Source organism: Amycolatopsis sp. La24 (assembly GCF_029087445.1).
In the GTDB taxonomy this organism is placed as follows: Bacteria; Actinomycetota; Actinomycetes; order Mycobacteriales; family Pseudonocardiaceae; genus Amycolatopsis; species Amycolatopsis nivea.
Window position 1 is genome coordinate 42,089 of sequence record NZ_JARACH010000041.1, and the last position, 25,913, is coordinate 68,001.

At 69.8% G+C, this 25,913-nt stretch carries 26 protein-coding genes; 10 read left to right on the plus strand and 16 right to left on the minus strand.

Features of this window, described 5'->3' with window-relative positions:
* Positions 1-12: 12 nt before the first annotated feature.
* Positions 13-1,119, minus strand: a complete 1,107-nt coding sequence (rlmN, locus tag PUT80_RS30855; RefSeq protein WP_275294300.1) for a 23S rRNA (adenine(2503)-C(2))-methyltransferase RlmN — start codon at positions 1,117-1,119, stop codon at positions 13-15.
* Positions 1,120-1,508: 389 nt separating this feature from the next.
* Here rlmN and PUT80_RS30860 point away from each other — a divergent pair, with 389 nt between their 5' ends.
* Positions 1,509-2,084, plus strand: coding sequence for a papain-like cysteine protease family protein (locus tag PUT80_RS30860; protein WP_051171572.1), 576 nt, complete (start codon positions 1,509-1,511; stop codon positions 2,082-2,084).
* 3 nt (positions 2,085-2,087) lie between these two features.
* Positions 2,088-2,855 (plus strand): LPXTG cell wall anchor domain-containing protein, encoded by a 768-nt coding sequence (locus tag PUT80_RS30865; protein ID WP_275294301.1) that lies wholly within the window; start codon positions 2,088-2,090, stop codon positions 2,853-2,855.
* 34 nt (positions 2,856-2,889) lie between these two features.
* Here the strand turns inward: PUT80_RS30865 and PUT80_RS30870 are convergent, their stop codons facing one another.
* Positions 2,890-3,228, minus strand: a complete 339-nt coding sequence (locus PUT80_RS30870; RefSeq protein WP_037810336.1) for a helix-turn-helix domain-containing protein — start codon at positions 3,226-3,228, stop codon at positions 2,890-2,892.
* Between the two features lie 47 nt (positions 3,229-3,275).
* On the opposite strand from PUT80_RS30870, the gene PUT80_RS30875 reads away from it, so the two are divergent.
* Positions 3,276-4,229, plus strand: a complete 954-nt coding sequence (locus tag PUT80_RS30875) for a nitronate monooxygenase (protein WP_275294302.1) — start codon at positions 3,276-3,278, stop codon at positions 4,227-4,229.
* Here the strand turns inward: PUT80_RS30875 and PUT80_RS30880 are convergent.
* Positions 4,226-5,128 carry a LysR family transcriptional regulator gene (locus PUT80_RS30880; RefSeq protein ID WP_037810332.1) on the minus strand — a complete coding sequence of 301 codons (903 nt, stop codon included), beginning with the start codon at positions 5,126-5,128 and terminating at the stop codon, positions 4,226-4,228. The genes PUT80_RS30875 and PUT80_RS30880 overlap by 4 nt on opposite strands.
* Positions 5,129-5,215: 87 nt before the next feature.
* Here PUT80_RS30880 and PUT80_RS30885 point away from each other — a divergent pair, with 87 nt between their 5' ends.
* Positions 5,216-6,472, plus strand: coding sequence for an aspartate aminotransferase family protein (locus tag PUT80_RS30885; protein WP_037810331.1), 1,257 nt, complete (start codon positions 5,216-5,218; stop codon positions 6,470-6,472).
* 1 nt (position 6,473) lies between these two features.
* Here PUT80_RS30885 and PUT80_RS30890 read toward each other — a convergent pair whose 3' ends face one another.
* Positions 6,474-6,653, minus strand: coding sequence for a hypothetical protein (locus tag PUT80_RS30890; protein WP_037810329.1), 180 nt, complete (start codon positions 6,651-6,653; stop codon positions 6,474-6,476).
* Between the two features lie 111 nt (positions 6,654-6,764).
* On the opposite strand from PUT80_RS30890, the gene PUT80_RS30895 reads away from it, so the two are divergent.
* Complete coding sequence (locus PUT80_RS30895) at positions 6,765-9,125, plus strand: penicillin acylase family protein (protein WP_275294303.1); 2,361 nt, start codon at positions 6,765-6,767, stop codon at positions 9,123-9,125.
* Here PUT80_RS30895 and PUT80_RS30900 read toward each other — a convergent pair.
* A complete protein-coding gene (locus PUT80_RS30900) occupies positions 9,091-9,507 on the minus strand; it encodes a hypothetical protein (RefSeq protein ID WP_275294304.1) in 417 nt (138 codons plus the stop codon). The genes PUT80_RS30895 and PUT80_RS30900 overlap by 35 nt on opposite strands.
* Before the next feature lie 182 nt (positions 9,508-9,689).
* On the opposite strand from PUT80_RS30900, the gene PUT80_RS30905 reads away from it, so the two are divergent.
* Positions 9,690-10,934 carry a histidine kinase gene (locus tag PUT80_RS30905; protein WP_275294305.1) on the plus strand — a complete coding sequence of 415 codons (1,245 nt, stop codon included), beginning with the start codon at positions 9,690-9,692 and terminating at the stop codon, positions 10,932-10,934.
* Positions 10,919-11,563, plus strand: coding sequence for a response regulator transcription factor (locus PUT80_RS30910; RefSeq protein ID WP_037810323.1), 645 nt, complete (start codon positions 10,919-10,921; stop codon positions 11,561-11,563). The genes PUT80_RS30905 and PUT80_RS30910 overlap by 16 nt, the downstream gene beginning before the upstream one ends.
* Before the next feature lie 43 nt (positions 11,564-11,606).
* Here the strand turns inward: PUT80_RS30910 and PUT80_RS30915 are convergent, their stop codons facing one another.
* Positions 11,607-13,259, minus strand: a complete 1,653-nt coding sequence (locus PUT80_RS30915; protein WP_037810321.1) for a glutamate--tRNA ligase family protein — start codon at positions 13,257-13,259, stop codon at positions 11,607-11,609.
* 171 nt (positions 13,260-13,430) lie between these two features.
* Here PUT80_RS30915 and PUT80_RS30920 point away from each other — a divergent pair, with 171 nt between their 5' ends.
* Entirely contained in the window at positions 13,431-14,117 is a 687-nt protein-coding gene (locus PUT80_RS30920; protein ID WP_275294306.1) for a PadR family transcriptional regulator, read from the plus strand.
* On the opposite strand, the gene PUT80_RS30925 is transcribed toward PUT80_RS30920, so the two are convergent.
* Positions 14,051-14,875, minus strand: a complete 825-nt coding sequence (locus tag PUT80_RS30925) for a class I SAM-dependent methyltransferase (protein ID WP_275294307.1) — start codon at positions 14,873-14,875, stop codon at positions 14,051-14,053. The genes PUT80_RS30920 and PUT80_RS30925 overlap by 67 nt on opposite strands.
* A 110-nt stretch (positions 14,876-14,985) precedes the next feature.
* Between PUT80_RS30925 and PUT80_RS30930 the strand changes: the two genes are divergently transcribed.
* The gene (locus PUT80_RS30930) at positions 14,986-15,828 is read left to right on the plus strand and encodes a VOC family protein (RefSeq protein ID WP_275294308.1); all 843 of its coding nucleotides are present in this window, start codon (positions 14,986-14,988) and stop codon (positions 15,826-15,828) included.
* Positions 15,829-15,855: 27 nt separating this feature from the next.
* Here the strand turns inward: PUT80_RS30930 and PUT80_RS30935 are convergent, their stop codons facing one another.
* The 5 genes from PUT80_RS30935 to rpsB all read right to left on the minus strand — a co-directional run bounded on the left by PUT80_RS30935 (position 15,856) and on the right by rpsB (position 20,389).
* Positions 15,856-17,142, minus strand: coding sequence for a phosphatidate cytidylyltransferase (locus PUT80_RS30935; protein ID WP_275294309.1), 1,287 nt, complete (start codon positions 17,140-17,142; stop codon positions 15,856-15,858).
* Positions 17,142-17,699: a ribosome recycling factor gene (gene frr, locus PUT80_RS30940; protein WP_037810317.1), complete on the minus strand. Its 558-nt coding sequence runs from the start codon at positions 17,697-17,699 to the stop codon at positions 17,142-17,144. Before frr ends, PUT80_RS30935 begins: the two co-directional genes overlap by 1 nt.
* 49 nt (positions 17,700-17,748) lie before the next feature.
* The gene (gene pyrH / locus PUT80_RS30945; protein ID WP_037810316.1) at positions 17,749-18,495 is read right to left on the minus strand and encodes a UMP kinase; all 747 of its coding nucleotides are present in this window, start codon (positions 18,493-18,495) and stop codon (positions 17,749-17,751) included.
* 96 nt (positions 18,496-18,591) lie between these two features.
* Positions 18,592-19,407 (minus strand): translation elongation factor Ts, encoded by an 816-nt coding sequence (gene tsf / locus PUT80_RS30950; protein WP_037810315.1) that lies wholly within the window; start codon positions 19,405-19,407, stop codon positions 18,592-18,594.
* A gap of 82 nt (positions 19,408-19,489) precedes the next feature.
* Entirely contained in the window at positions 19,490-20,389 is a 900-nt protein-coding gene (gene rpsB / locus PUT80_RS30955) for a 30S ribosomal protein S2 (protein ID WP_037810313.1), read from the minus strand.
* Positions 20,390-21,627: 1,238 nt separating this feature from the next.
* On the opposite strand from rpsB, the gene PUT80_RS30960 reads away from it, so the two are divergent.
* Positions 21,628-22,104 carry a M23 family metallopeptidase gene (locus tag PUT80_RS30960; RefSeq protein ID WP_275294315.1) on the plus strand — a complete coding sequence of 159 codons (477 nt, stop codon included), beginning with the start codon at positions 21,628-21,630 and terminating at the stop codon, positions 22,102-22,104.
* Between the two features lie 255 nt (positions 22,105-22,359).
* Here the strand turns inward: PUT80_RS30960 and PUT80_RS30965 are convergent, their stop codons facing one another.
* The 4 genes from PUT80_RS30965 to PUT80_RS30980 are packed head-to-tail and all read right to left on the minus strand — an operon-like array spanning position 22,360 to position 25,773.
* The gene (locus PUT80_RS30965; RefSeq protein WP_238607796.1) at positions 22,360-23,343 is read right to left on the minus strand and encodes a FliA/WhiG family RNA polymerase sigma factor; all 984 of its coding nucleotides are present in this window, start codon (positions 23,341-23,343) and stop codon (positions 22,360-22,362) included.
* Entirely contained in the window at positions 23,318-24,337 is a 1,020-nt protein-coding gene (locus PUT80_RS30970; RefSeq protein ID WP_275294310.1) for a tyrosine recombinase XerC, read from the minus strand. The genes PUT80_RS30965 and PUT80_RS30970 overlap by 26 nt, the downstream gene beginning before the upstream one ends.
* A gap of 51 nt (positions 24,338-24,388) precedes the next feature.
* The gene (gene dprA, locus PUT80_RS30975) at positions 24,389-25,561 is read right to left on the minus strand and encodes a DNA-processing protein DprA (RefSeq protein ID WP_275294311.1); all 1,173 of its coding nucleotides are present in this window, start codon (positions 25,559-25,561) and stop codon (positions 24,389-24,391) included.
* Entirely contained in the window at positions 25,558-25,773 is a 216-nt protein-coding gene (locus PUT80_RS30980) for a hypothetical protein (protein WP_238607797.1), read from the minus strand. Before PUT80_RS30980 ends, dprA begins: the two co-directional genes overlap by 4 nt.
* Positions 25,774-25,913: the final 140 nt, after the last annotated feature.

Sequence of the window (25,913 nt, forward strand, 5' to 3'; positions counted from 1 at the left end):
TGAACTGTTCGCTCAACCTTCGGCGGCAAGCTGCCCGCAGGCCGCCGCGATGTCCTGCCCACGCGTGTCCCGCACCGTGCACGCCACCCCACCGGCATTCACCAGCCGCACGAACTCGCGCTCCACCGGCTTCGGCGACGCATCCCACTTCGAACCCGGCGTCGGGTTCAACGGAATCACGTTCACATGCACCAGCTGGCCCAAGTGCTTCCGCAACCGCTTCGCCAGCAACTCCGCCCGCCACGGCTGGTCATTAATGTCCCGGATCAACGCATACTCGATCGACACCCGCCGACCCGACGTGTCCGCGTAATACCGGGCGGCCGAAAGCACCTCGTCCACCGACCACCGGTTGTTCACCGGCACCAACGTGTCCCGCAGCTCATCGTCCGGCGTATGCAAGGAAACCGCGAGACGAACCTGCATCCGCTCGTCCGCCAGCTTCCGAATCGCCGGAGCCAAACCCACCGTCGACACCGTCACCGAACGCTGACCAATCCCCAAACCCGAAGGCGCAGGCTCGGTGATCCTCCGTACCGCGTTGACTACCCTCCGATAGTTAGCTAGAGGTTCGCCCATGCCCATGAAGACGATGTTCGACAGCCGCCCCGGGCCGCCGGGCATCGAGCCGTCTCGCATGACCGCGGCGGCGTCGCGGACCTGGTCCACGATTTCCGCGGTCGAGAGGTTGCGGTCGAGGCCGCCCTGGCCGGTCGCGCAGAACGGGCACGCCATGCCGCAGCCGGCCTGGCTCGAGATGCACAGCGTGGCGCGGTCCGGGTAGCGCATGAGCACGCTTTCCAGCAGCGTCCCGTCATGCGCGCGCCACAGGGTCTTGCGGGTCGCACCGCCGTCCGCGGCCAGTGCGCGGACCTCGGTGAGCAGCGGCGGCATCAGGTCCGCGACCAGCTTCTCGCGCGAGGCGGCCGGGATGTCGGTCATCTCCGCCGGGTCGACGGTGAGCCGCGAAAAGTAGTGGTTCGACAACTGCTTGGCGCGGAACGCCTTCTCCCCCAGTTCGACGACCGCCTCCGCTCGCTCGGCCACCGTGAGGTCGGCGAGATGGCGCGGCGGCAGGCCGCGCTTGGGCGCGTCGAAAACAAGAGGGAGGGCAGTCATGACCGATCAAGTGTCTCATACGCGCGAACCCGGCGCTCCGCCCCCTCGCGAGCGGCGGGCGAACCGGGTCAGCGGGCGGCCTCGGCGCGATCCGGCCGCCGGGTCGCCGGAACGGCGGCCGACGAAGGACGGGCGGGATTCAACGGAAAAACACCCTACGAAAGTCGGATTGCCGAATGCTTTCCGGGATGAATTCCCTTATAGTCGACGCCGGGCGCACAAATAATCGACCGGCGTAGAAATATCCGGCGCGGCACTTCGGCAACGGAATACCCCCGTTAGTCGGTAGTCGCCGCAAACTTCGCGCGCGTACCGTTCGCGGCGCATCTCCCCTTCCCCACCGGTCCGGAATTCCCCGGGCCGGCCGGGCTTCCCCGTTGGAGGATCCCGTGAAAGTGCGTTCTTCGATTCTGCGCGCAATAGCGGCGGTCGCGACCGCCGCGGCCGCCGCGCTCGCCGTTCCCGCCGCCGCGGACGCGGGCGAAACGAACATCTCGATGCAGGCCCAGCAGAAAGACCAGTGGTGCTGGGACGCCAGCGGCAACACCATCGCCGCGTACTGGGGCTATTCCCTGACCCAGACCCGGTTCTGCCAGATCGCGCACAACGAGTCCGGCAGCGACTGCGCGAACAACCAGGGCTATCTCAGCGACCAGCAAAGAGTTTTCCGCTACCTCGGGTTCCGCAGCGTCGGCTCCTACAATTCCAACGGCTACCGGCTCTCCTTCTCCGGCATCAAGAACCAGATCGACGCCGGGCAGCCCATCGGCACGCGGATCGGCTGGACCTCCGGTGGCGGCCACATGCACGTCCTCTACGGCTACGACGACTCCAACGGACGCAGCATCGTCGAATACGGCGACCCGTGGCCCTCGAACAACCGCTACAACTCGATGAACTACAGCTCCTACGTCTCCAACAACCAATTCGCCTGGACCCACACCGTCTACGGAATGGTGGGCTGACTCATGCTGCGAACCATCCTCCGCACCGCTGTCGCATCGGGAGCCATCGCTGCCGCCGTGTTCGCCGCGAACCCGGCGTCCGCCGCGCAGTCGCCGACCGGGCCGTCCTCCTCGGACACCGCGGCGATCTCCGGTCTGCTCGCCAGCCCGGACACCGCCGCCCGCCTCGCGCACACCAAGTTCCCCGGCGCGGCCCCGGCGGCCGCGCACGCCACTCGGGCCGCGGCTGACGCCAACACCCAGATCCCGGTCTACGAACCGACCGCGGCGTTCATCAATGGCGAATCCGACGTCCCGGCCGCCCTCGCGTACGTCGCGTCTCCGGCCCACCTCGCCGACGGACGCGCGGCGACCGTGTGGGCGCAGCCGAGCAAGGCCGGATGGCAGGTCATCAACGTCGCTTCCGGCAACGACGAACAGGTCCACGCGGCGGCCGCGCACGGCGGCTATCTGCTGCACGAACCGCAGGTCAACGCCTGGTACTCGGTCAACGGCGACACCGTGACCGTCCTCGACGGCGCGGTCTCCGGCGTCCCGGCAGGCACCCGCGTCACCGTGGCGGCCTACCGGGCCGAACTGCAGAAACGCTACGGCGACAAGCTGCCCGGCTCGACGTATGACAAGACCGGCGCGGGCGGCGGTTATGCCGTCACCGCCCCGAACACCGGCGGGGACGGAAGCCCGGCCACCGCGCTCGCCGTCGGCGGAGCGGCCGCGGCAGCCGCGGGCGGCGCGTTCCTCCTGCGCCGCCGTTCCCAGCACAGCAAGTGATCCGTCGGCGGCAGGGGTCCGCCCCTGCCGCCGATCACTCGCCGCCGTCGAGCGACGCGGCCCACCGATCCGCCCACGACACGAGCGGCCGCAGCGCGTCGAACGCCTCGCGGCCCAGCGTCGTCAGCGCGTAATGCGATTCGCCGGTCTGGTGCACCAAACCAGCCTCGCCGAGTTCGACCAGGCGTTGCCGCAAGACGCTCGAAGACATCCCGTCGCACCGTTGTTGCAACGCGCGAAAACCGAGCGTGCCGACCTGCAGCTCCCACACGATCCGCAGGCACCACCGCCGCCCGAAGAGGTCGAGCGCGGCCATCAGCGGACGGCCGGTCGTGGAGCCCCGGACCGGCTGTCCCGGCTTCGGCGTCGCCATCCGAATCTCCTTGTGCTTCGATTTCCGAAACACTAACATCGGCCGCCATGATTCGATTTCCGAAGCAGGTCTGCGCCGCGCTCGGCATCGACGTGCCGATCGCGCAGGCTCCGATCGGCTCCGCCTCGACCCCGGCGCTCGCCGCGGCGGTCTCGAACGCGGGCGGACTGGGGACCCTCGCGCTCACCTGGACCGACCCGGACGAGGCGGTCCGCCGGATCCGCGAAGTGCGTCGCCGCACCGACCGTCCGTTCGCGGTCAACCTCGTGCTCGACTTCCCGATCGACGACGTCCTCGACGCCTGCCTCGCCGAAGATGTCCCGATCATCTCGACGTTCTGGGGCGACCCCGCCAAGGTCGCCGCCCGCGCGAAGGACACGCGGCTGATCCACACCGTGGGCTCGGTCGCCGAAGCACGACAGGCGGCGGAGGCAGGCGTCGACGTCGTAGTCGCGCAAGGCTGGGAGGCGGGCGGACATGTCCGCGGCCAAGCGTCGACTCTCGTGCTGGTGCCCGCCGTCGTGGACGCGGTCGGTCCGATTCCTGTGCTCGCCGCAGGCGGAATCGCCGACCGCCGCGGGCTCGCCGCAGTGCTCGCCCTCGGCGCGCAAGGCGGCTGGCTGGGCACCCGATTTCTGACCGCGACCGAAGCGGCGACCCACGATTCCTACCGCGAAGCCGTGCTCGCCGCGGAACTCGAGGACGCCGTCCACACCCGCTGCTTCGACGGCGGTTGGCCCGACGCGCCGCACCGCGTCTTGCGCAATTCGACGCTTACGCATTGGGAAGCGGCAGGCCAACCACGCACGGACCGCCCCGGCGAAGGCGACGTCGTAGCAACGGATGCGGCCGGGAACCCGTGGCAGCGCTACGACGACATGATTCCCGTGCCAGGCATGACCGGAGACCTCGAAGCCTTGGCGCAGTACGCCGGACAGGCCGCGGGATTGGTCCGAAACGTCGCTCCAGCCGCGCAAATCATGGCGGACCTCGTCGGCTAAACCTGTTCCACCGCCGCCGGAAGCTCGACCGGTTGCTGCAGCGCGTCGAGCACCGCGTTCACCGCCGCCCGCCGCGGCGATCCGCGCCGGGTGACCGCGACGATCGTGCGCGTCACCGGCGTCGACAGCGCCTTCGTCGCGACCCGGTACCGCGGATCCACCGCCAGCCCGGGCAGCAGCGCGATCGACAGCCCGGCCTCGACGTGCTGCAACGTCATCAGATAGTTGCTGAACCGGCACACCGCGCGCGGCTCGAAGCCCGATTCACGGCAGAGCCGCAGCGTCAGAGTCGCCATGTAGGACTGGGGAATGTCGAGCGCCCACGGTTCGCCCGCGTAGTCCGCGAGCACCGCCGGCCCGGGCGGCTCCGGCCGGTCGAGCGCGGTGACCAGCACGATCGGATCGGTCGCCAGCCGGATGATCTCGAGGTCGGGACCGAGCGGCAGGTCGACGAAATCGGTGGTGGTGATGATGACGTCGCTGTCGCCCGCCCGCAGTGCCGGGACGCTTTCGTGCGGTTCCCGTTCCGCCAGTTCGGTTTCCAGCCGCGGATAAGCCTGCGCGAGGCGGGTCGCGGCGGGCACCGCGAAGGTGTGGATCGCGCTCTGGAACGCGCCGATCCGCACCAGCCCGGCCGGTTCGTCGCCGCGCAGTTCGGCCTCGACCGCGTCGAGATGGTCGAGGATCGCCCGCGCCTGCCGGGCCAGTTTCTCCCCGGCGGGCGTCAGCCGGACGCGGCGGCCGGTGCGTTCCAGCAGCCGGGTGCGGGTTTCGGTCTCCAGCAGCGCGAGCTGATGCGACACCGTGGAGGCGCTGAGATTCACGTCCTGCGCGACCGCGCGAACGGTGCCCAGCACGGCGAGCCGGCTCAGCAGCCGCAGCCGCCACGGGTTCAACATGCCCCCATCGTTGTTCGATGCCATCGCACAGGCAAGCGGAAACTGTGAGATGGACGCGGCGCTCGGTCCGGCCCTACCGTCGAAGCCATGGCCACCGACACCTTCTGGTCCGACGTAGACCGGCACCTCGTCCGCTACGCCGGCCCCGGCTCGTTCACCGGCGAAATCATCGACCGCGCCGAGGGCAGTTTCGTCTTCACCGAGGACGGACGGCGCATCCTCGACTTCACGTCCGGGCAGATGAGCGCGATCCTCGGGCACGCGCATCCGGAGATCGTCGAGACCGTCCGGAAGCAGGCCGCGAAGCTCGACCACCTGTTCAGCGGGATGCTGAGCCGTCCGGTGGTCGACCTTGCCCGGCGGCTCGCGGAAACGCTGCCAGCCCCGCTGGAGAAGGCGCTGCTGCTCACCACCGGCGCCGAGTCCAACGAGGCCGCGCTGCGGATGGCCAAACTGGTGACCGGCAAGCACGAGATCGTCTCGTTCGCCCGGTCCTGGCACGGGATGACGCAGGCCGCGGCGAGCGCCACCTACAGCGCGGGCCGCAAGGGTTACGGTCCCGGCGCGCCGGGCAACTTCGCCATCCCGGTGCCCGGTGCGGACTGGGAGCACCAGCTGGACCTCGCGTTCGACCTGATCGACGCGCAGTCGGTCGGCAGCCTCGCCGCGTGCCTGGTGGAGCCGATCCTCAGCTCCGGCGGGATCCTCGTTCCCCCACCGGGTTATTTCCAGGCGCTGCAACGGAAATGCCGGGAACGCGGCATGCTGCTGATCCTCGACGAAGCACAGACCGGGTTGTGCCGCACCGGAACCTGGTACGCCTTCGAGCACGACGGCGTGGTCCCGGACATCCTCACGGTGTCCAAGACGCTCGGCGCCGGACTGCCGCTGGCCGCGGTGCTGACGAGCGCGGAAATCGAGCAGGAAGCCCACGAACGCGCGTACCTGTTCTTCACCACGCACGTCTCGGACCCGCTTCCCGCCGCGGTCGGGAACACGGTGCTGGACGTCCTGATCCGCGACCGTCTCGACGAACGCGCCCGCGACCTCGGCACCCGGCTGCGCACCGGATTGGACGAAATCGCGACGCGGCACGAGGCAGTCGGCGAGATCCGCGGCCGAGGCCTCCTCGCCGGACTGGAACTGAGCGGCGGCGGCCCGGACGCGGACAAGCTCGGCGCGCGCGTGACGCAGCGCTGCCTCGAACTCGGGCTGCACATGAACATCGTGCAGTTGCCGGGGATGGGCGGGGTGTTCCGGATCGCGCCGCCGCTGACCGCCGCCGACAGCGAGATCGACCTCGGACTGTCCATTCTGGACGAGGCGATCGGGGACGTCTCGTAGCTCAGCGCGGAACGCGGCCCGCGACGGCGGTCGCCGCCTTCTTGGCGAGGCCGCAGGTGTCCACGGCGACGGTCACCAACTCGCGGGTCGTCACCGCGCCGACGACCCCGTAGCCGCTGCCCTGGCACCAGCGGCCGACCGTCTTGGGCGCGGTACCGCTCCCGTGGCTGAGTTCGGGCACAGCACGGCCCCCGAAGTCCGGTTCCCCCTACTCGTCCCGGTTCAGGGGTGGGGCCCCGCGCCCGCCGCGATTAGCGTGCGCGGGGTCAACGCTGCTGCCGGGGGTGGGGAAATGCGGTCCAAAGCTACCGTCCTGATACTCGTTCTGACGCTGCTCGGCACCGCCCCGGCCGCGTCGGCGAGCAGCGGGCACACCGTCGCGCTGGACGGTCTTTCCCGCCCGGTCGACCTGCTCGTCGACAAGTGGGGCGTCCCGCACATCTACGCCGCCAACACCGCGGACCTGTTCTACGCGCAGGGATTCACCGTCGCCCGCGATCGGCTCTTCCAGCTCGACACCTGGCGCCGCCGGGGGCTCGGGTTGCTCAGCGAGGTCCTCGGCGAGTCCTATGTGGACCAGGACCGCGCCGCCCGGCTTTTCCTCTACCGCGGCGACATGCAGAAGGAATGGGCCTCCTACGGTCCCGAGGCCAAACTCGCCGCCACCCGGTTCGCCGCGGGGATCAACTCCTACCTCGACTGGCTCGCCAAGCACCCCGAGGCCGCCCCGCCGGAGTTCGCCAGGCTCGGCTACCAGCCGTCGCGCTGGCAGCCCGAGGACATCGTCCGCATCCGCTCGCACGCGATCGGCGAGAACCTCACCTGGGAGGTCGCCCGCGCGCAAATGGTGTGCCATGCCGGGCCGGGCGCGAGCAAATACCTCCGCAGCCTGCACCCCGACCACGAGCCCGCGGTGCCCGAAGGCCTCGACCCCTGTTCGATCCCCGGCGACGTGCTTTCCGTGTACAACAAGGCGACCGCCGGCGTCACGTTCCCGAAGGGCGTCGCCTCGGACAGGGACATCGCCGACGCCACCAGCGGCAGCAACTCGTGGGCGATCGGCCCCGGCCGCACCGCCACCGGACGGCCGATCCTCGCCAGCGACCCGCACCGCCGCTCCGACTCGTTGCCCTCCGGCCGTTACGTCGCCCAGCTTTCCGCGCCCGGCTTGAACCTCACCGGCGCGGGCGAGCCGTGGAACCCGGGCATCGCCATCGGGCACAACGATTCCGTCGCGTTCGGCCTCACGAACCTGCCGGTCGACCAGACCGACCTCTACGTCTACGACCTCGATCCCGCCGACCACAGCCGGTACCGCTACCGCGGCGGCTGGGAGCCGATCACCAAGCTCACCGAAACCATCCCGGTGCTCGGCGGACAGCCGGTGACCCGCGAACTGTCCTTCACCCGGCACGGCCCGATCGTGAAGGTCGACGAAGCGGCCCACCGGGCATTCGCCGTGCGCACCGTGTGGACCGAACCGGGCAGCGCGGCGTATCTCGGCAGCCTGAACTACCAGCGGGCCCGCAACTTCACCGAATTCACCGCCGGAATGCGCGAATGGGGCACGCCCGGATCGAACCTCGTCTACGCCGACGTCCACGGCGACATCGGCTACGTCCCCGGCGCGCTGACCCCGCGCCGCACCGGGACCGCATACGACGGTCTGCTGCCCGTCCCCGGCGACGGCCGCTACGAGTGGAACGGCTTCCACGCCAACTCCGAACTCCCGTGGCAGCACAATCCGCCTGCCGGGTTCTTCGCCTCCGCCAACGACTACAACCTCCCGCCGGGCTTCCCGGTGGTGTCCAACTACGAATGGCAGCAGCCGTACCGCAAGGAGCGGATCGACGAGCTGATCAAGTCCACGCCGCGCGCCCGCGTCGCCGATTCGCTCGCCATCCAGCGCGACGAAAAGTCCTTGCTGGCACCCCGGCTCGCGCCGTTCCTGCGGAACCTCTCCTCCACGGATCCGGACACCGCGAAGGCGCTCGAAGTGCTGCGCGGTTTCGACGGCGTCGCCTCGGTGGATTCCGCACCGGCCCCGCTGTACGAAACCTGGCTGCTGAAGTACCTCCACGGCGGCTGGGCGCACGCGACGCTCCCGCAAGCCGCCGCGGATGTCCTGGCCAGCACCATCAATCCGGACTTCAGCCTCGTGCTCGCGTCCTTCGCCGACCCGGACGCGTGGTTCGGCCCCGGCGGCGCGGCCAAACGCGACAAACTGATCCTCGACACTCTCCAGCTCGCTTTCCGCGACGTCGCCGGAAAACTCGGCAACGACCCGGCGAAGTGGCGCTGGGGCGCGCTGCAGCACCAGGAATTCGTGCACCCGGCGGGCGGCCCGAACGTCGGCCCGAACCCGGTCGGCGGCGACTACCAGACCGTCCACCCGTCGTTCTTCCACCCGTTCACCTACCAGCAGCTCAACGGCGCGACCTTCAAAATGGCGCTCGACGTCGGCGACTGGGACGCGTCGCGGGCGATCAACGCGCCCGGCCAGTCCGGCGACCCGCGCAGCCCGCACTACCGCGACCTGAACGACCTGTGGGCGTCCGGCGGCTCGTTCCCCCTGCTCTCGAACCGCTCGGCCGTCGAACGCAACCTCGACACCCGGATCAGGCTGGTTCCGAGGTCCGCTTCGGGAAGTTAGCCCGCATCCGGACGAGCGGGACCGCCGCGCCGGCCAGCAGCACCGCGCAGGCGGTCTGCAGCAGCAGGAACCAGACCGGGCACGCACCCGGGATCAGGTCGACGCCGACGAGCGCGACCGGAGCGACGATCGAGATGAACCGGGCCCGCTCATAAGCCCGGCGCGACCCCTTCGCCGCGAGCGTGACCAGCCAGTACATGATCGCGGCGCTGACCGGCACCAGTGCGGAGCGCGTCCACATGAAGCCGGTCGCGCTCCCGTCGACGACGGCCAGCGCGACGATCGTGCCGAAGACGGCCGCGCCCATCGCTCCGTAGGCCACGACGAACTTCTTCGTCAAGCCGAACCGGTCTTGCACGGCGGGGCGTTCGATGGTCTGCATCGCTGTTCTCCCTTGTGGTTTCCCGTTGTGCCAGCAACGCTAGGAAGCCGCGGCCCGGCCCGGTATGGGTCTGGCCGCACAAGGGGGTGGGGCTGGACCCACTCCTGTCCCGCGACGGCGGGAATCCGGCGTTTCGTGGTGCACAGTGGACCGCGAAGCCGGATGGACAGGGGGAAGAAACGATGCGACAGCTACGGTCCTGGGTGCACGACTGCGGGGTGGGATTCGTGCGCGCCGCCCAGGCGGCGGGCGTGGCGCTGCTGATCCCGGTCGTGTGGGCGGCCGCGGTCGGCCTGTGGCAGCTGTGGGGCGGCAGCCCGTGGTCGTGGATCGCGCCGTTCATCTGGGCGGCGATCGGGACGCTGGCGCTGGCGCGTCCGGTGTGCCGGATGACGCGGGTCATGGTCGCGAACTGGACCGGCATCGTGCTCCCGCCCGGATACCGGAAGCTTCCGCCGATCACCCAGCTGTCGACCGGATACTGGTGGAACGGCCACTCCTACTCGCGCACCCAGGAAGAGGCCCGGCGCGAGCAGCGCTTGAAGAACTGGCGCTACGACCCGGCGACCTGGCGGGACCTGCGGTTCGCGCTAATCGCACCGGTCTCGTTCGGCCTGGTCGCGCTCGTGCCGCTGCTCGGGGTCGTCGCGGCGGTCCTGCCGCTGGTGAACCTGCCGGAGGGATATCTCGCCGGTCTGCTGGTCACGATCGCGACCGCGCCGTACGCCTGGCGCAGCGTCATCCCGGTGGCCACGCGGTTCCTGGGCGCGTCCGCCACGATGGAACTGGCCGACCGGGTCGACACCCTGACCGCCCTGCGCGCGGACACGACTATCGCGCAAGCCGCGGAAATCCGGCGCATCGAACGGGATCTGCACGACGGCGCACAAGCCCGGCTGGTCGCGCTCGGCCTCGCGCTCGCGACGGCGGAGAAGCTGATGGAGACCGATCCCGAACAGGCCAAGGAATTGCTGCGCGACGCCCGGGCCGGTGCCGCCACGTCGCTCACCGAATTGCGCGAACTGGTCCGCGGCATCAGCCCGCCGGTACTGAACGAACGCGGGCTCGCCGACGCGGTCCGCGCGATGGCGATGGACCTGCCGCTCGACGTGACGGTCGAAGCCGATCTGCCGCAGCCGCTCGATCCGCCGATCGAATCCGCGCTGTACTTCGGAATCGCCGAACTGCTCGCCAACACGGTCAAGCACGCGCACGCGTCGCACGTCCAGGTTTCCCTGGTGCAGGAAGGGAATCGGCTGTGCGCCGCGGTCGAGGACGACGGTCTCGGCGGGGCCGGGATCCACCCGGACGGCGGGCTTGCCGGGCTGCGCCGCCGCCTCGCGGTCTTCGACGGCACGGTGGAGATCACCAGCCCGGCGGGCGGGCCGACCCGAGCGTGGATGATGGTGCCATGCGCATCGTCGTAGCCGAAGACCTCTACCTGCTGCGGGACGGTTTGGTCCGGCTCCTCCAGGCCTACGGCCACGAGGTGGTGGCGACCGCGACGACCGGCCCGGAAACCGTCGCCGTGCTGCGCGAACACCGGCCGGACGTCGCCGTGGTCGACGTCCGGATGCCGCCGACGCAAACCGACGAAGGCCTCCGTGCGGTCCTCGCCGCGCGCCGCGAGACGCCCGGGCTGCCGGTGCTGATCCTGTCGCAGCACGTCGAACAGCTCTACGCCCGCGAACTGCTGGTCGGCGGGGCCAGCGGCGTCGGATATCTGTTGAAGGACAGCGTTTTCGAGGCCGAACAGTTCATCGACGCGCTCGAACGCGTCGCGGCCGGCGGCACGGCGATGGACCCGGCGGTGATCTCGAAACTGCTCACCAGCGGATCGCCGGACCAGCGCCTCGGCTCGCTGACCGAGCGCGAGCGTTCAGTGCTGGAGCTGATGGCGGAAGGCCTGTCGAACGCGGAGATCGCCCGGCGGCTGTTCCTGAGCGAAAGCGCGATCAGCAAGTACACGACGTCGCTGTTCGGCAAACTCGGCATCACCGACGACGACACCGGCAACCGGCGCGTCCTGGCGGTGCTGACCTACCTCAACTCGTGAGTGCTGAGGCCGCCCAGAACCGGCCTCAGCGCTCACGATCTGGTCAGCTCACCAGATTGTCGAAGCGGCGCAACGTTTCCTCCGCGCCCAGCGCCTGCGTGATCGAGTGCAGGTCCGGGCTGCGGGTCGACCCGGTGATCGCGATCCGGATGATCTGCGAGGCCTCGCGGATCGAACCCGGGTACGCGTCCGGGTCCTTCTTGTATTCCTTGGCGTTCTTGGCGAACCCGTGCTTCGCCGCGACCTCGCGGATCTGCTGGAACCACTCCTGGCCGTCGTCGAGCTGCTGGTACGCGGACACGAAGTCCGACGCCACCGCGCGCACGACGTCCGCCGGAACGCCCAGCGCCGCGATCCGCTCGTCGTCCGGACCGGTCGCCGCCTGGTGCAGCTGTGGGAAGAAGAACCCGTAGACGGCGCGGAACTCGCTCCACTTCTTCAGGTCCTTGCGCGGGTTCTCGACGCCCTCGCGCTCCACCGCCAGCGCACGCAGCGCCAGCTCGCGGGAGGACTCCAGAACCGCCTTGAGCTCCGGGTCGAATCGCTCAGCCCACTCCAGCACCGACGCGAGGATCTCCTCGCCGGACAGCGTCGCGACGTAGTCGGCGGCGAGGTCGTCCAGCTTCACCAGGTCCACGAGCGGACCGGCGACGCCGCACTCGTCGAGGTTGATCGGCGCGTCCAGCGCTTCGGCGAGCGGCATCTCGGCGAGCCGTCCGTTCGCCAGGCCGCGCAGGTAGTACAGCACCGCCGGGACCGGGTAGCCGGCTTCGAGGTAGAAGTCGACGGAGGCTTCCGGGTCCTTGCGCTTGGACAGCTTCCGCTTGCTGCCGCCCTCCTGCTTCATCAGCGGCGCGATGTGCGCGTACTGGATCGGCTCGAAGCCGAGCGCTTCGAAGAGCTGCTGGTGCGTCGGCACCGACGAGATCCACTCGTCGCCGCGGATCACGAGGTTCACCCGCATCAGGTGGTCGTCGACGGCGTGCGCGAAGTGGTAGGTCGGCAGCCGCGGGCTCTGGTCGGAGCTCTTGAGGATCACCACGTCGTTGCGGTTGGCCTCGGCCTCGATGGTGCCGCGGATCGCGTCGGTGAAGCGCACGCGCTGCCCGGTGTCGTCCGGCGCGCGGAAGCGGACCACCCACGGCTCGCCCGCGTCGAGCTTCGCCTGCACGTCGGCCGGGTCGGCGTCGCGCCAGATCGCCCACGAGCCGTAGTAGCCCGTCGGGAGCTTCGTGGCCTGCTGCCGCGCGGTGATCGACGCCAGCTCGTCCTTCGTCGCGAAGTCGATGTACGCGCGGCCTTCGCGCAGAAGGTGCCGTACGTAGGTGAGGTAGATCTGCTCGCGCTCGGACTGCCGGTACGGCCCGTACTCGCCGCCGCGCACCGCGTCCTCGTCCGCCTGCAGCCCGAAGTACGCGAAGCCGCGTTCGAACTGCTCCAGCGCCCCCTCGACCTCGCGAGACTGGTCGGTGTCCTCGACGCGCACCAGGTAGCGGCCTTCGGATCGGCGCGCGACGTCCTGGTCGATCGTCGCGACGTAGATGCCGCCGATGTGCACGAAGCCGGTCGGCGACGGGCCGAACCGGGTCACCTTCGCGCCGTCGGGCAGCTGCCGGGCCGGATAGCGCTGTTCCCAGTGCTCAGGCTCGGGCAGATCCGCGGGGAACAGGGCGTCGATGACCGCACGGTCCAGCATCGGAGGTCGGGTCTCCCAGGTCGTTCGGGTGTTTTCGCTAGTGCTTCGAGTATCGCCGACCGCCGTCCGCCCCGGTCGGCCAGGTCCCCGGGTTGTCGGCACGGTTGCAAACCGACCGTTTCCGATATATCGTGAACGTGTCGCAACAGTTCGAGAAAGGAACTCAAGACCATGAACCGACGACGACACCCCTTCCCCGGCGGACGCGCGTTCCCCGGCGGACGCGCGTTCCCCGGCGGACATCACGAACACGGAGAACACGAACAGCACGGCCGGTCCTCGTTCGGCCCCTGGGGCCGGGAATTCGGCGAGTTCGGCTTCGGGCCCGCCGGGCGCGGACGACGCGGCCACGGTCCGGGCGCACGCCGCGGCTCCCGGCGCGGCCGGCGCGGCGACGTGCGGGCGGCGATCCTCACCCTGCTCGCGGAACAGCCGCGGCACGGGTACGAGATCATCCGCGAGATCGGCGAGCGCAGCGGCGGGCTCTGGAAGCCCAGCCCCGGCTCGATCTACCCGACCCTGCAGATGCTGGCCGACGAGGGCCTGGTCGTGAGCCGCGACGAGAGCGGCAAGAAGCTCTTCGAGCTCACCGACGAGGGCCGCACCACCGCCGAACAGCAGACCGGCACGCCGCCGTGGGAGCACTTCACCGACGACGTCGAACCGGTCGAGCACGACCTGCGCAAGGCGGGCGCGACGCTCGCCGCGGCGGTCGTGCAGGTGATGCGCGCGGGCAGCGAAAACCAGCAGGCCCGCGCGGTGGACGTGCTCAACGAGGCACGCCGGTCGATCTACTCGATCCTCGGCGAGGTCGAGGAATCGGAGGACTCGGCCGAGTCCGGAGAGGCAGCCGAGTGACCGGGCAGGACGAGGCCGGTGGGTTTGACGCGGCAGTGCACGCGATAACCCACCGGCAGCGTCACCTCGCCCGATCCCGGGTTCAGGCGGCGCGTGTCAGCGATCGCCCGCTGCGCGACCTTCGCGCTGAACTCGATCTTCAACACTGATTCCGCCGCGGCGAAGTCCGCGAAGCGCCAACGCGTGCGTACGCGCCGACAGTTGAAGCCGTGCGCGGCGAAGAACCGTTCCACCGCAGGCGGGTCGTAGTGCGGCAAATCCGCCCGCATCCACCCGCCGTAGGGCTCGCTGGTCACGTCGAGGTCGACGATCATGATCGATCCTCCGGGCCGCAGCACCCGTTCCGCTTCGCGCAAACCGGGTTCGCATCCAGGGCCGAAGAAGTACGCGGTGCGCGCGTGCACGATGTCCACACTCCCGTCGTCCACCGGCAGCCGCTGCGCTCGTCCCACGCGGACCCGCACGTTTTCCAGTTCCCGCACCCGTCGCTCCGCGTCCCGCGCGAGCGGCGGGTGCGGTTCGATTCCGAGCACCGAACGCGCGTCCGCGGCGAAAAGCGGCAAGTGGTATCCGTCACCGCAGCCGAGATCGAGCACGTCGAGGCCGGTCCAGTCATGCTCTTCGCGCAGTACGCGCCAGATCTCGCCGTCCGCGTCCTGCGCCCGGTTCTCGACGTCGTAAACGTCCTGGTAGTACCAGATGTTCGGGCTGGGAACGACTTCCTTCGACGCCGCCGGGCCGCGGAACAACCAGCGCACGGCACTCCTCTCCGCCTCCAGGGGCTCCGACGGGCGCGGCAGCTTTCCCGCTCAGAGCGTAGAACGCCGCTCCGCCGAATAGACTTCACCCTCTCGGGGAGGAGAACGCGATGTCGACCGACTGGCAACTCGCCCGCACGCTCCCGGCAGGCCTGCCCTGCTGGGTCGAGGTGGCGTGCCGCGACGAAGCCCGGACCCAGGACTTCTACTCCCGGCTTTTCGGCTGGGACTACGAAACCCGGCGCGATCCCGCGTCGCCGACCGGCCGGTACTCCATCGCCCTGTGCGACGGGGTTCCCGCCGGCGGCCTGTACGAAGCCGGCGCCCGCAGCGCACCCGGCTGGACGATGCAGCTCGCGGTGCCGCACACGGCGAGCGCCGCCGAATGGGTCGAGCACCTCGGCGGGCAGGTGACGCTCGGGCCGATCGCGATCCCCGAGCGCGGCAGCATCGTGCACGCGATCGACGCGTGCGGCGCGCCGGTGGTGTTCTGGGAAGCCCCGCCGGACTGGCAGTTCGCGGGCGGCGTGCCCAACACGTTCAGCGGCGCGGACCTCAACACGCACGACGGCGTGGCCGCGGACCACTTCTACACCAAGCTGTTCAACTACTCGAGCCGCCAGGTCGGCGACGGCGAAAGCGTCGACTATGCGGAATATTCCATTGAGCACACGGCGGTGCTGTACCGCTACGTGATGGGTCCCGAGTACCGCCGGGACACTCCCCCGCACTGGCTCGTGTACTTCGAGGTCGACCCCGCGCGCGGCGCGGACGCGGCGGCGGGCGAGGCGCTGATGCTGGGCGGTTCGGTGGTGATCGAGCCGTACGACACCCCGTTCGGCCGCACCGCGATCCTCGCCGATCCGGACGGCGCGGTGTTCGCGGTGATCGACCACTCGCGGGTGCTGGAAGACGTGGGCCGCGCCGAGGTCGACGACCCGTACGACGACTGAGGTTTCAGGCGAGGATTCAGGCGGGGCTCAGGCCGGGACGAAGGCCGACAGCAGCAGCCACGACACGACGGCCGAGGGCAGCAGCGAGTCGAGGCGGTCCATGATGCCGCCGTGGCCGGGCAGCAGCGTGCCCATGTCCTTGATGCCGAGGTCGCGTTTGATGAGCGATTCGACGAGGTCGCCGAGCGTCGCGGTGAGCACGATGGCCGCGCCGAAGATGACGCCCTGCCACGCGTGGCCGTCCAGCATCAGGCTGATCGTGAGCACGCCCGCGACGATGCCCGCGATCATCGAACCGGCGAAGCCCTCCCAGGACTTCTTCGGGCTGATCGTGGGCGCCATCGGGTGCTTGCCGCCGAGCACGCCGGCGATGTAGCCGCCGGTGTCGGAAGCGACGACGCCGATCAGGAACGTGAGCACGCGCCCGACCCCGTCGTGCGGCGGCACGAGCATGGCCGCGAACGCGCCGAACAACGGCAGGTACGCGGCGGCGAAAACGGAAGCGCTGACGTCGCGCACATAGCCCTTCGCGCCGCCGGGCAACCGCCACAGCAGGCACGCGAGCACAGTGAGCACGAACGCGGTGAGCGCGCCTTCCCGGCCGAACGGCCAGGCCAGCCAGATCATCGCCTGCCCGCCGACGAGCACCGGGATCAGCGCGACCTTGGTGTCCGCGACCCGGCGCAGCACGCCGGAGAACTCGAACGTGCCGACCGCGATCGCGGCGGCGATGACCCCGATGAAAATGAACCGGACGGTGACCAGGGAAACGATGATCGCGGCCCCGAGCAACAGCCCGACGCCGATCGCCGCGGGAAGATTGCGCCCGGCCCGGGAGGCTTTCTTCTCCGGTTCGGCCTTCGCGTCGTCGCCGGGTTTGCCGTCAGCCGCGGCTGGTTCGGCTTTCCCGCCGGTCTTCGCGCCGCGCTCCGGTTTGCCCCCGGGCTCGCCTTCGGCCGCACTTGTCGCTGATCCGCCCTTGGACGCAGCTTTCGCGCCTTCGGCCAACCCGCCCTCAGTGGTGCCTTTCGAGCCCTTTGCCGACCCGCCCTGGGACGCAGCCTTCGCGCCCTTCGCCAGTCCGCCCGCGGGAACGCCCTTCGCACCCTTCGCCGACTCGCCCCCGAATTCCCCGGGATTCCCCGCCGCAGCACCGGATTCCGCGCGCGCGTTCGTCGCGGAATCCGATTTCCGCTGCCCAGCAGGGGTTTCCGAAGCCGGTTCCAGCCGCGAAACCGGGTCCGGCTCGGCGGCCGGGCCCAGTGGCGGGGTGTCGCTCACCCGCTCGTCGCGTTCCTCGCTCACCTGGCTCATCAGACCTCGAGCAGCTCGGCTTCCTTGTGTTTCACCAGCTCGTCGACCTGGTGCACGTAGGTGTCGGTGAGGTTCTGCAGTTCCTTCTCGGCGCGCGCGACCTCGTCCTCGCCCGCTTCGCCGTCCTTGGCGATGCGGTCGAGTTCTTCCTTGGCCTTGCGGCGGACGCTGCGGATCGAGACGCGGGCGTCCTCGCCCTTGCCCTTCGCGACCTTCACCATCTCCTTGCGCCGCTCCTCGGTGAGCTGCGGGATGACGATGCGGATGACGTTGCCGTCGTTGCTCGGGTTGACGCCGAGGTCGGACTCGCGGATCGCCTTCTCGATGGCGTTCAGCTGCGTCTGGTCGTAAGGCTTGATCAACGCCATCCGGGCCTCCGGCACGTTGACGCTGGCCAGCTGGTTCAGCGGGGTCGGCGCACCGTAGTACTCGACGACGATGCGGGAGAACATCGACGGGTGGGCCCGCCCGGTGCGCACCGACGTGAGGTCTTCCTTCGCGACGGACACCGCTTTTTCCATCTTCTCCTCGGCGTCGAGGAGGGTCTCGTCGATCACGGCTACTCCCGGTGTTGTGTTGTCGGACCTGAGCTTGATCCCAGCAGGTCTAGGCGGACGCCTCGTCGGCGGGGGTCGAGACCAGCGTGCCGATCCTCTCACCGCCCACCGCACGGGCGATGTTGCCCTCGGTGAGCAGGTTGAACACGATGATCGGCATCTTGTTGTCCATGCAGAGGCTGAACGCGGTGGCGTCGGCGACCTTGAGGCCGCGCTCGAGCACCTCGCGGTGCGTGATGTCGGTGAACATCTTCGCGTCCGGGTCGGTCTTCGGGTCGGCGGTGTAGACGCCGTCCACGGCCTTGGCCATCAGCACGGCTTCGCAGCCGAGTTCGAGCGCGCGCTGCGCGGCGGCGGTGTCGGTGGAGAAGTACGGCATGCCGACGCCGGCGCCGAAGATGACGACGCGGCCCTTCTCGAGGTGCCGTTCCGCGCGGCGCGGGATGTAGGGCTCGGCGACCTGGCCCATCGTGATCGCGGTCTGCACGCGGGTCGGGAGGCCTTCCTTTTCGAGGAAGTCCTGCAGCGCGAGGCAGTTCATCACGGTGCCGAGCATCGCCATGTAGTCGGCGCGGTCGCGGTCCATGCCGCGCTGCGACAGCTCCGCGCCGCGGAAATAGTTGCCGCCGCCGATCACCACCGCGATCTGCACCCCGGTGCGCGCGACGTCGGCGATCTGCTGGGCGACGGAGTGCACGACGTCGGGGTCGACGCCCACCGCGCCGCCGCCGAACATCTCGCCGCCCAGTTTCAGCAGCACCCGGCGGTACCCGCCCTCGACCCGGTCCTCACCCATGTCTGTCGCCTCCTGCCCCTCGGTAGACCCGACTGTGCCCCGTCCCCGATGCGCGGAGACGGGGCACAGTGCCAGAACCTAGTCCCAGTGCCTCGCTCAGGCCTGGCCGACCTCGAACCGGGCGAACCGGGTCAGGGTCACGCCCGCCTCGTCGAGCAGGGCCTTGACGGTCTTCTTGTTGTCCTTGACCGACGGCTGCTCGAGCAGCACGTTGTCCTTGTAGTACGCGTTGACCTTGCCCTCGATGATCTTCGGCAGCGCCTGCTCGGGCTTGCCTTCCTCGCGGGCGGTCTGCTCGGCGATGCGGCGCTCGTTCTCGATGATCTCGGCCGGCACCTCCTCGCGGGTCAGGTACTTCGCGCGCAGCGCGGCGACCTGCATCGCGGCGCCGCGGGCGGCGTCCACGTCGTCACCGGTGAACTCGACCAGCACGCCGACGGCGGGCGGGAGGTCGGAGCCGCGGCGGTGCAGGTAGGTCGCGGTCTTGCCCTCGAACGACACCACGCGGCGCAGCTCGAGCTTCTCGCCGATGCGGGCCGACAGCTCCTGCACGACCTCGTTGACCGGCTTGCCGTCCAGGTCGGCGGCCTTCAGAGCCTCGACGTCGCTGGACTTCAGCGCCTTCGCGGTCTCGACGATCTTCGCCGCGAGCTGCTGGAAGTCGTCGTTCTTGGCGACGAAGTCGGTCTCGGAGTCGAGCTCGATCATGACGCCGCCGTCGCCGGCGACCAGGCCCTCGGCGGTGGCGCGCTCGGCGCGCTTGCCGACGTCCTTGGCGCCCTTGATGCGCAGGAACTCGACAGCCTTCTCGAAGTCGCCGTCGTTCTCCTCGAGGGCCTTCTTGCAGTCCATCATGCCCGCGCCGGTCATCTCGCGCAGGCGCTTCACGTCAGCGGCGGTGTAGTTCGCCATCGTGTTGAATCCGTCCGTTTCAGGTACGTGTGCGGTGAGCGCCGTCCGGGCAGCCCTGCGCGGACCGCCCGGACGGGGTGGATCAGGAGTTGGCCGGAGCCTGCTCGCCGGTCGCTTCCGCGGTTTCGGTCGCGGCGGTCTCGGTCGCGGCGGCCGTCTCCGTGGCGGCAGCGGCCTCGGTCGCGTCGGCGGCGGCGGTCTCCGAGCCCGCGAGGAGCTCCTTCTCCCACTCGGCCAGCGGCTCGTCCGAAGCACCGGTCTCCGGCTTCGCGTCGGCCGAGGCGCCGTTGCGGCCGGAACGGGCCATCAGCCCGGCCGCGGCGGCCTCGGCGACGACCTTCGTCAGCAGCGCGGCGGAACGGATCGCGTCGTCGTTGCCCGGGATCGGGTAGTCGACCTCGTCCGGGTCGCAGTTGGTGTCGAGGATCGCGACGACCGGGATGTTGAGCTTGCGAGCCTCGCCGACGGCGATGTGCTCCTTCTTGGTGTCGACGATCCACACCGCGGACGGCACCTTGGCCATGTCCCGGATGCCGCCCAGGGTCTTCTCGAGCTTGTCCTTCTCGCGGGTCAGCGTGAGGATCTCGCGCTTGGTCAGGCCGGTGAAGCCGCCGGTCTGCTCCTGGGCCTCGAGCTCCTTCAGGCGGAGAAGGCGCTTGTGGACGGTCTGGAAGTTGGTCAGCATGCCGCCGAGCCAGCGCTGGTTCACGTAGGGCATGCCCACGCGCGCGGCCTCGTTGGCGATCGCTTCCTGAGCCTGCTTCTTCGTGCCGACGAACATGATGGTGCCGCCGTGCGCGACGGTTTCCTTGATGAACTCGAACGCACGGTCGATGTACGTCAGCGTCTGCTGCAGGTCGATGATGTAGATGCCGTTGCGCTCGGTGAAGATGTAGCGCTTCATCTTCGGGTTCCACCGACGGGTCTGGTGCCCGAAGTGCACGCCGCTGTCGAGCAGCTGCTTCATGGTGACGACGGCCATTGCCGGAATCACACCTTTTCTGTAGTCGCGCGCTCCCGCTGCCGGTGTTCGTTCCGCCCGCGGAGGCGCTGTTCCGGTTAGTCGCCCCCGACCGGGAGGTCGTGGGCCCTGGTGCCGCAGCCGATGCCCGGACCCGTGGGTTCGGCTGTGCGAAACCCCAGGGACCGCCGGACACCGTGCGCCCCTCCGTCCGGGTTCCCGCCAGAAGCGGCCCGTCCGGGGACGCGCGCACGTGCACGCGAAGTCAGCCCAGCGAGTGGACTGCGGAATTGATTCTACCCCCTGCCACCAGGCCCGCCCCTGCGGGCAGCCTTCGCCCGGCCCGGAGTTGTCCACAACCGCGCCCACCTGTGGACAACCCCCGCTGAACAGCGGGTTCCGGTCGGCCGGCGCCCGAGGATGGGGACATGACCACTACGCGATCTTTTCCCGTTGCCGCCGCTGCTTCCCGCACTGCGGATTCTCCTGAGGATTCCCCGGTTCTTGCGCCCTCGGTTCCTGCGCCCTCGACGTCGAGTTCTCTGCCCGCTCCCGCCAGCGCCGCTGTCTCCGCCGAATCCCGCACGTCGTCCCCGTCGCGTGCGCCCTCGACACCGCGCGCAGCCAGCTCAATGCCGTCCCCTGTGCCTCGCCCGGACAGAGAAGCAAGCAGCCAATCCGGTCCCGCGCAGAATCCGTCGCCGCTCGATCCGCCGCCTACGACGTCGTCAGCGGCACCTCCGTCATCGGCTGCAGTGGCGGCGGGGTCGGGTGGACCGGGCTCGGTGTCGGCGGTGCCGGAATCGCCTCATCAGGTGGTCCTGGCAACCGCTGCCCTGCTCACTCAGCAGCCATCCGCAGCCGCCGTCCTCCTGAGCCCGGACGACGCCGTCCCGCGCCCTACCTCAACGGGTTCGCTCCCGCGCGGCGGCCGCCATCGCCGACCACCCGCCAGACCGCCTAAAGTCCGCACCGCGCTCCGCCGCATGTGGACCCGCGCGAGGTCCGCCGCGAGCACCTCCAGCCGCTACGCCCTCTTCGCCTCCCGCAGGCTCCTCCGCCCTGCCCGTCCAAGACCCGCGGCCCTCTTGCCGAGCATCCGAATCTCGCTGCCCTGCGATTTCAGCTGGGGCCACCCACCTCTCCGACTGGCCGGAGCAGGCGGCGAACTCCCGATGTTCGCCCCGCGCAGCCGCAAAGTCACCCGAACGTGGCTGATCCTCGCGACGGTCTTGACCTTGTCCGCAGGCTCAGCAGCCCTGCTCCACTCCCGAGCCGACGCCGCACCCCTCCAGCCCGTTCCGGAAGAACCCGGACGGCTGGCCTGGCCCCTGACGCCCCGCCCGCACGTCACCCGCAACTTCGAACCGCCCGCGACCCCGTTCGGCCCCGGTCACCGAGGCGTAGACCTGGAAGCCGCCGCCGGACAACAAGTGCTGGCTGCGGACATGGGAGTGGTGGTCTTCGCCGGTCAGGTCGCGGGACAAGGAGTAGTCGCCGTCGACCACGACGGCGGCCTCCACACGACCTACCTCCCGATCACCCCGACAGTCGCCGCCGGAGACCAGATCTACCGCGGCCAGCCGTTGGGAACCGCCATCCCCGGCCACCCCGGTTGCCCGACCGCCACCTGCCTGCACTGGGGAGCTCGCCGCGGCACGGAATACATCGACCCGCTCGCCTTGGTCGGCACCCCCAGCCGAGTACGCCTCAAGCCGTGGGCGGAAGGCCCGTGACACCAAGGCAGCCGCCGCTACCGGCCGATCGATCCGAACGAGGTCACTAGGCTCAAACCACCGACACATCGACCATGGTCCGCCGCCACATCGACAGTGGTCCGCAACCACCGACACATCGACCGTGGTCCGCCGCCGCATCGACAGTGGTCCGCAACCACCGCCGCGTCGGCCCGTGGTCCGCACCGACCCCGCCTGAGCACCGGACAAGCCTTGCGAACAAGGCAATCGCTGCGCTGGTCGCGGATCCGGGGGTCAGCCGCTGGGCTGCTCCATCAGCTTGGCGCGCAGCCGCATCACCGCGCGGGTGTGCAGCTGGCTCACGCGCGATTCCGTGACTCCCAGGACCTTGCCGATTTCCGCGAGGGTCAGGCTTTCGAAGTAGTAGAGGCTGACGACGATCTTGTCCCGGTCGGTCAGCTGCGCGATGGCTTCGGCGAGCTGGCGGCGGTTGTCCTGGTCCACGAGGACGGCAACCGGGTCGACCGCGCCGTCGTCGGGGAGGGTGTCGACCAGCGAACCGGCGTCTTTGCCCGCGGCGACAAGGTCTTCCAGCGCCACCACGCTGGTGAGGCGGAGCTGGCCGTAGAAGTCGCGCAGGTCGTCGAGGCTGATGCCCATTTCGCCGGCGAGTTCGGCGTCGGTCGGGGTTCGGTGCAGGCGGGCGCCGAGGCGTTCCAGGGCGCGGGCCGTTTCCTTCGCCTTGCTGCGCACCGCGCGAGGGACCCAGTCCTGGGAGCGCAGGTCGTCCAGGATGGCGCCGCGGATGCGTTGCATCGCGTACGTCTCGAAGCGCAGGCCGCGTTCCGGGTCGAACTTCTCGATCGCGTCGACCAGACCGAAAATGCCTGACTGCACAAGGTCGCCGACGTCTACGTGCGTCGGCAGACCGGTGCCGACCCGGCCCGCGACGTACTTCACCAGCGGTGCGTAGTGCAGCACCAGCCGGTCGCGCGACGTCTGGTCCGGTTTGTCGGCGAACTGCTGCCACAGCGCCTGAATCCCCGCGTCGACGTCCTGACCAGGACGACCGTCCCCGCTGACGGCGTCCTGCACGCCGGGGCGTGCCGCCCCGGCTTCCGTGACCTGCGATGTGGAAGTCATTGCACGGTCGTTCTCGGCGTGCTGCTCAGTGTTGTCTCCGTGCTCGTGCGGATGCGCGTGCGCCGACGGTTCGGCCCTGCCGTCCCCGGCCGAGCCTCCGCCGGCCGCGTCAGGCCCGCGGGTGTGCTCGGTCATGGATCGCCTTCAGCCGATCGACGGTCACATGAGTGTAGAGCTGGGTCGTGGCCAGCGTAGCGTGACCAAGCAGTTCCTGAACGCTCCTGAGATCGGCACCTCCTTCGAGCAGATGCGTCGCGGCGGAATGCCTTAGCCCGTGCGGCCCCATGTCCGTTGCGCCCGGCACCGCGGCCACCGCCTCGTGCACCACCCGGCGCGCCGCGCGCGGGTCGAGACGCTTGCCGCGAACGCCCAGGAAAAGCGCCGCCGGCGGCGTTTCCCCAGCCAGCGCAGGCCGTCCGTCCTCCAGCCACGCCGTCAGCGCCTCGGCCGCCGGGACGCCGAACGGAACCGTCCGCTCCTTGTCCCCCTTGCCCACCACCGAAACCACGCGGCGGGAAAAGTCCACGCTGCCGACGTCCAGTCCGCACAACTCCGACACCCGAATGCCGGTTGCGTACAGCATTTCGACCAACGCGCGGTCACGCAGAGCGACCGGATCCCGTTCGGCTGCCCCTTTCGCGGAGGCGTCCATGAGCGCGTCGGCCTGCTCGGCGCGGAGCACCCCGGGCAAGGTCCGGTGCGTGCGCGGCGCGGCCAGCCGGCCGCCCGGGTCCGACTTCAGCAAACCGGTGCGGTGCGCCCAAGCCGTGAAGGTGCGCGCGGCCGCGGCGCGACGCGCGAGGGTGGTGCGCCCGGCGCCGTCCGAGCGCTGCCCCGCGAGCCACGCGCGCAGCTGCGTGACGTCCAAGTCCTCAAAACGCCGCGCGGGACGGTCGCCCTCCCCCACGGTCAGGAACGCCAGCAGCGAAACGACATCGCCGACGTACGCGCGCACGGTGTGCGGCGACAGCCCGCGCTCCAGCGACAGATGCCGTTCGTAACTGGCCACCACCGATTCGGCGGACTCCGGCAATTCGGCGCGAAGTGCACGAAGATCGGGTCGTGGCGGGCGTTTCCGGTGTCCACCGGGACGCGGGACCGCGTCCTTGCGTGCACTCGCTGACGGCATGACGATTACGCTGCGCGAACCATCGCCATTGGTCAAGCATCGCCACGCCCATCATCGGTTGGCCGTTCGGACTATCTGCCGCCAGCCGGTCTCGCCGCGCACCGCGAAGCCGTCGACTTCCAGTGCGGGCAACAAGGCGCGAACTCGGGAAACAGGCACTCCAGCGCTTTCCGCCACCTCTTCCGGAGCCCGGCCAGCCCGCGGAAGCAGCGCGTCGTAGACCCGTGATGCCTCCGGACCGAGATTGTCCGTGGGCCGCCTGCTCGACTCGGCCGCGGGAGCAGCGGTGCCGAACCTGCCCACGGTTTCGAGCACCTCGTCAACCGAGGTGACCAACGTGGCTTTGCAGTCCCGGATCAGTGCGTGGCAACCGGCTGAACTGCCCGAATGCACTGATCCGGGCAACGCCATCACGACCTTGCCGAGCGCACCCGCGATGGTCGCGGTATTGCGCGCACCGCTACGGATTCCGGCCTCCACAACGACTGTGCCGTCGGTAAGACCTGCGATAAGGCGATTCCGCACCAGAAATCGATGGCGTGCAGGCGGGGTCTTCGGCGCGTACTCGCTGACGATCGCACCGCCCTCGGCAACGATGCGGTCCAACAAGCCGCTGTTCCCAACCGGATAGGAATAGTCGACTGCGCAACCGAGAAGCGCGACCGTGACCCCGCCGCCGCTGAGCGCGCCTCGGTGGGCGGCGGCGTCGATGCCCAGGGCGGCACCGGAGAAGACCGGTACTTGGCGGGTTGCCAAGGCGTGGCCGATCTCGACGGCGTTGTGCAGGCCGTAGTCCGTGGCCATCCGAGCGCCGACGACCGCCACCGCGCGGTCCGCGACTTCGGCCAGGCTCGCGTCGCCGCGCACCCAGAGCCCGAGCGGTGCCGCCACGTGCTTCACACCGTTTCCGGTTGCTACCGCTAGCGACAGCAGTGGCCACGCGGGCCATTCGTGGTCTTCGGGAACCACGAGCCGGGCACCGGCTTTGGCGGCTGCCTCGAGATCTTGTTCCGCGATCGTGGATTCCCGCCGCGCGGCCGTTTCGCGGAGAACCTTCTCGGGACAGTCCCCGGCCCGTACGCGCTCGGCGGCCGCGACCGGCCCTTGTTCGCCGACGAACTCCAGCAGGTGCGGTGCCGGTGGTTCAGCGACGCCGAGCAGATACGCGCGGGCGAGGCGTTCGGAGTCGGTCGCCGCAGTCTGGTCCTCGACAGCGATGCTCACGCCGCACCTCTTCGGCTGCCGGGGTTTTCGGGGCGGACGACGGCGAGGTGGCGGTGCAGCGCTAACCGTTCTCGGACCCGGACCGGATCGTGTTCGGGGCGGACTTCCCGGTGCCGGACCGGATGCAGATGCCGGACGATCTTGTGCTGCGGCGTCTTCGGCCTGCGGTGCCGGGTGCGCTGGGACGAGGAGGGGATGGCTCGGTGGGACATGGTGCTTTCCTTTCGTTGGGATTCCGGACCGGCGGGTTTGCCGATTCGGGGCTTGGGCTTGGGCTTGGGCTTGGGCTTGGGCTTGGGCTTGGGCTTGGGCTTGGGCTTGGGACACAGAATTGCCGGTCTGGGGGTTGGGA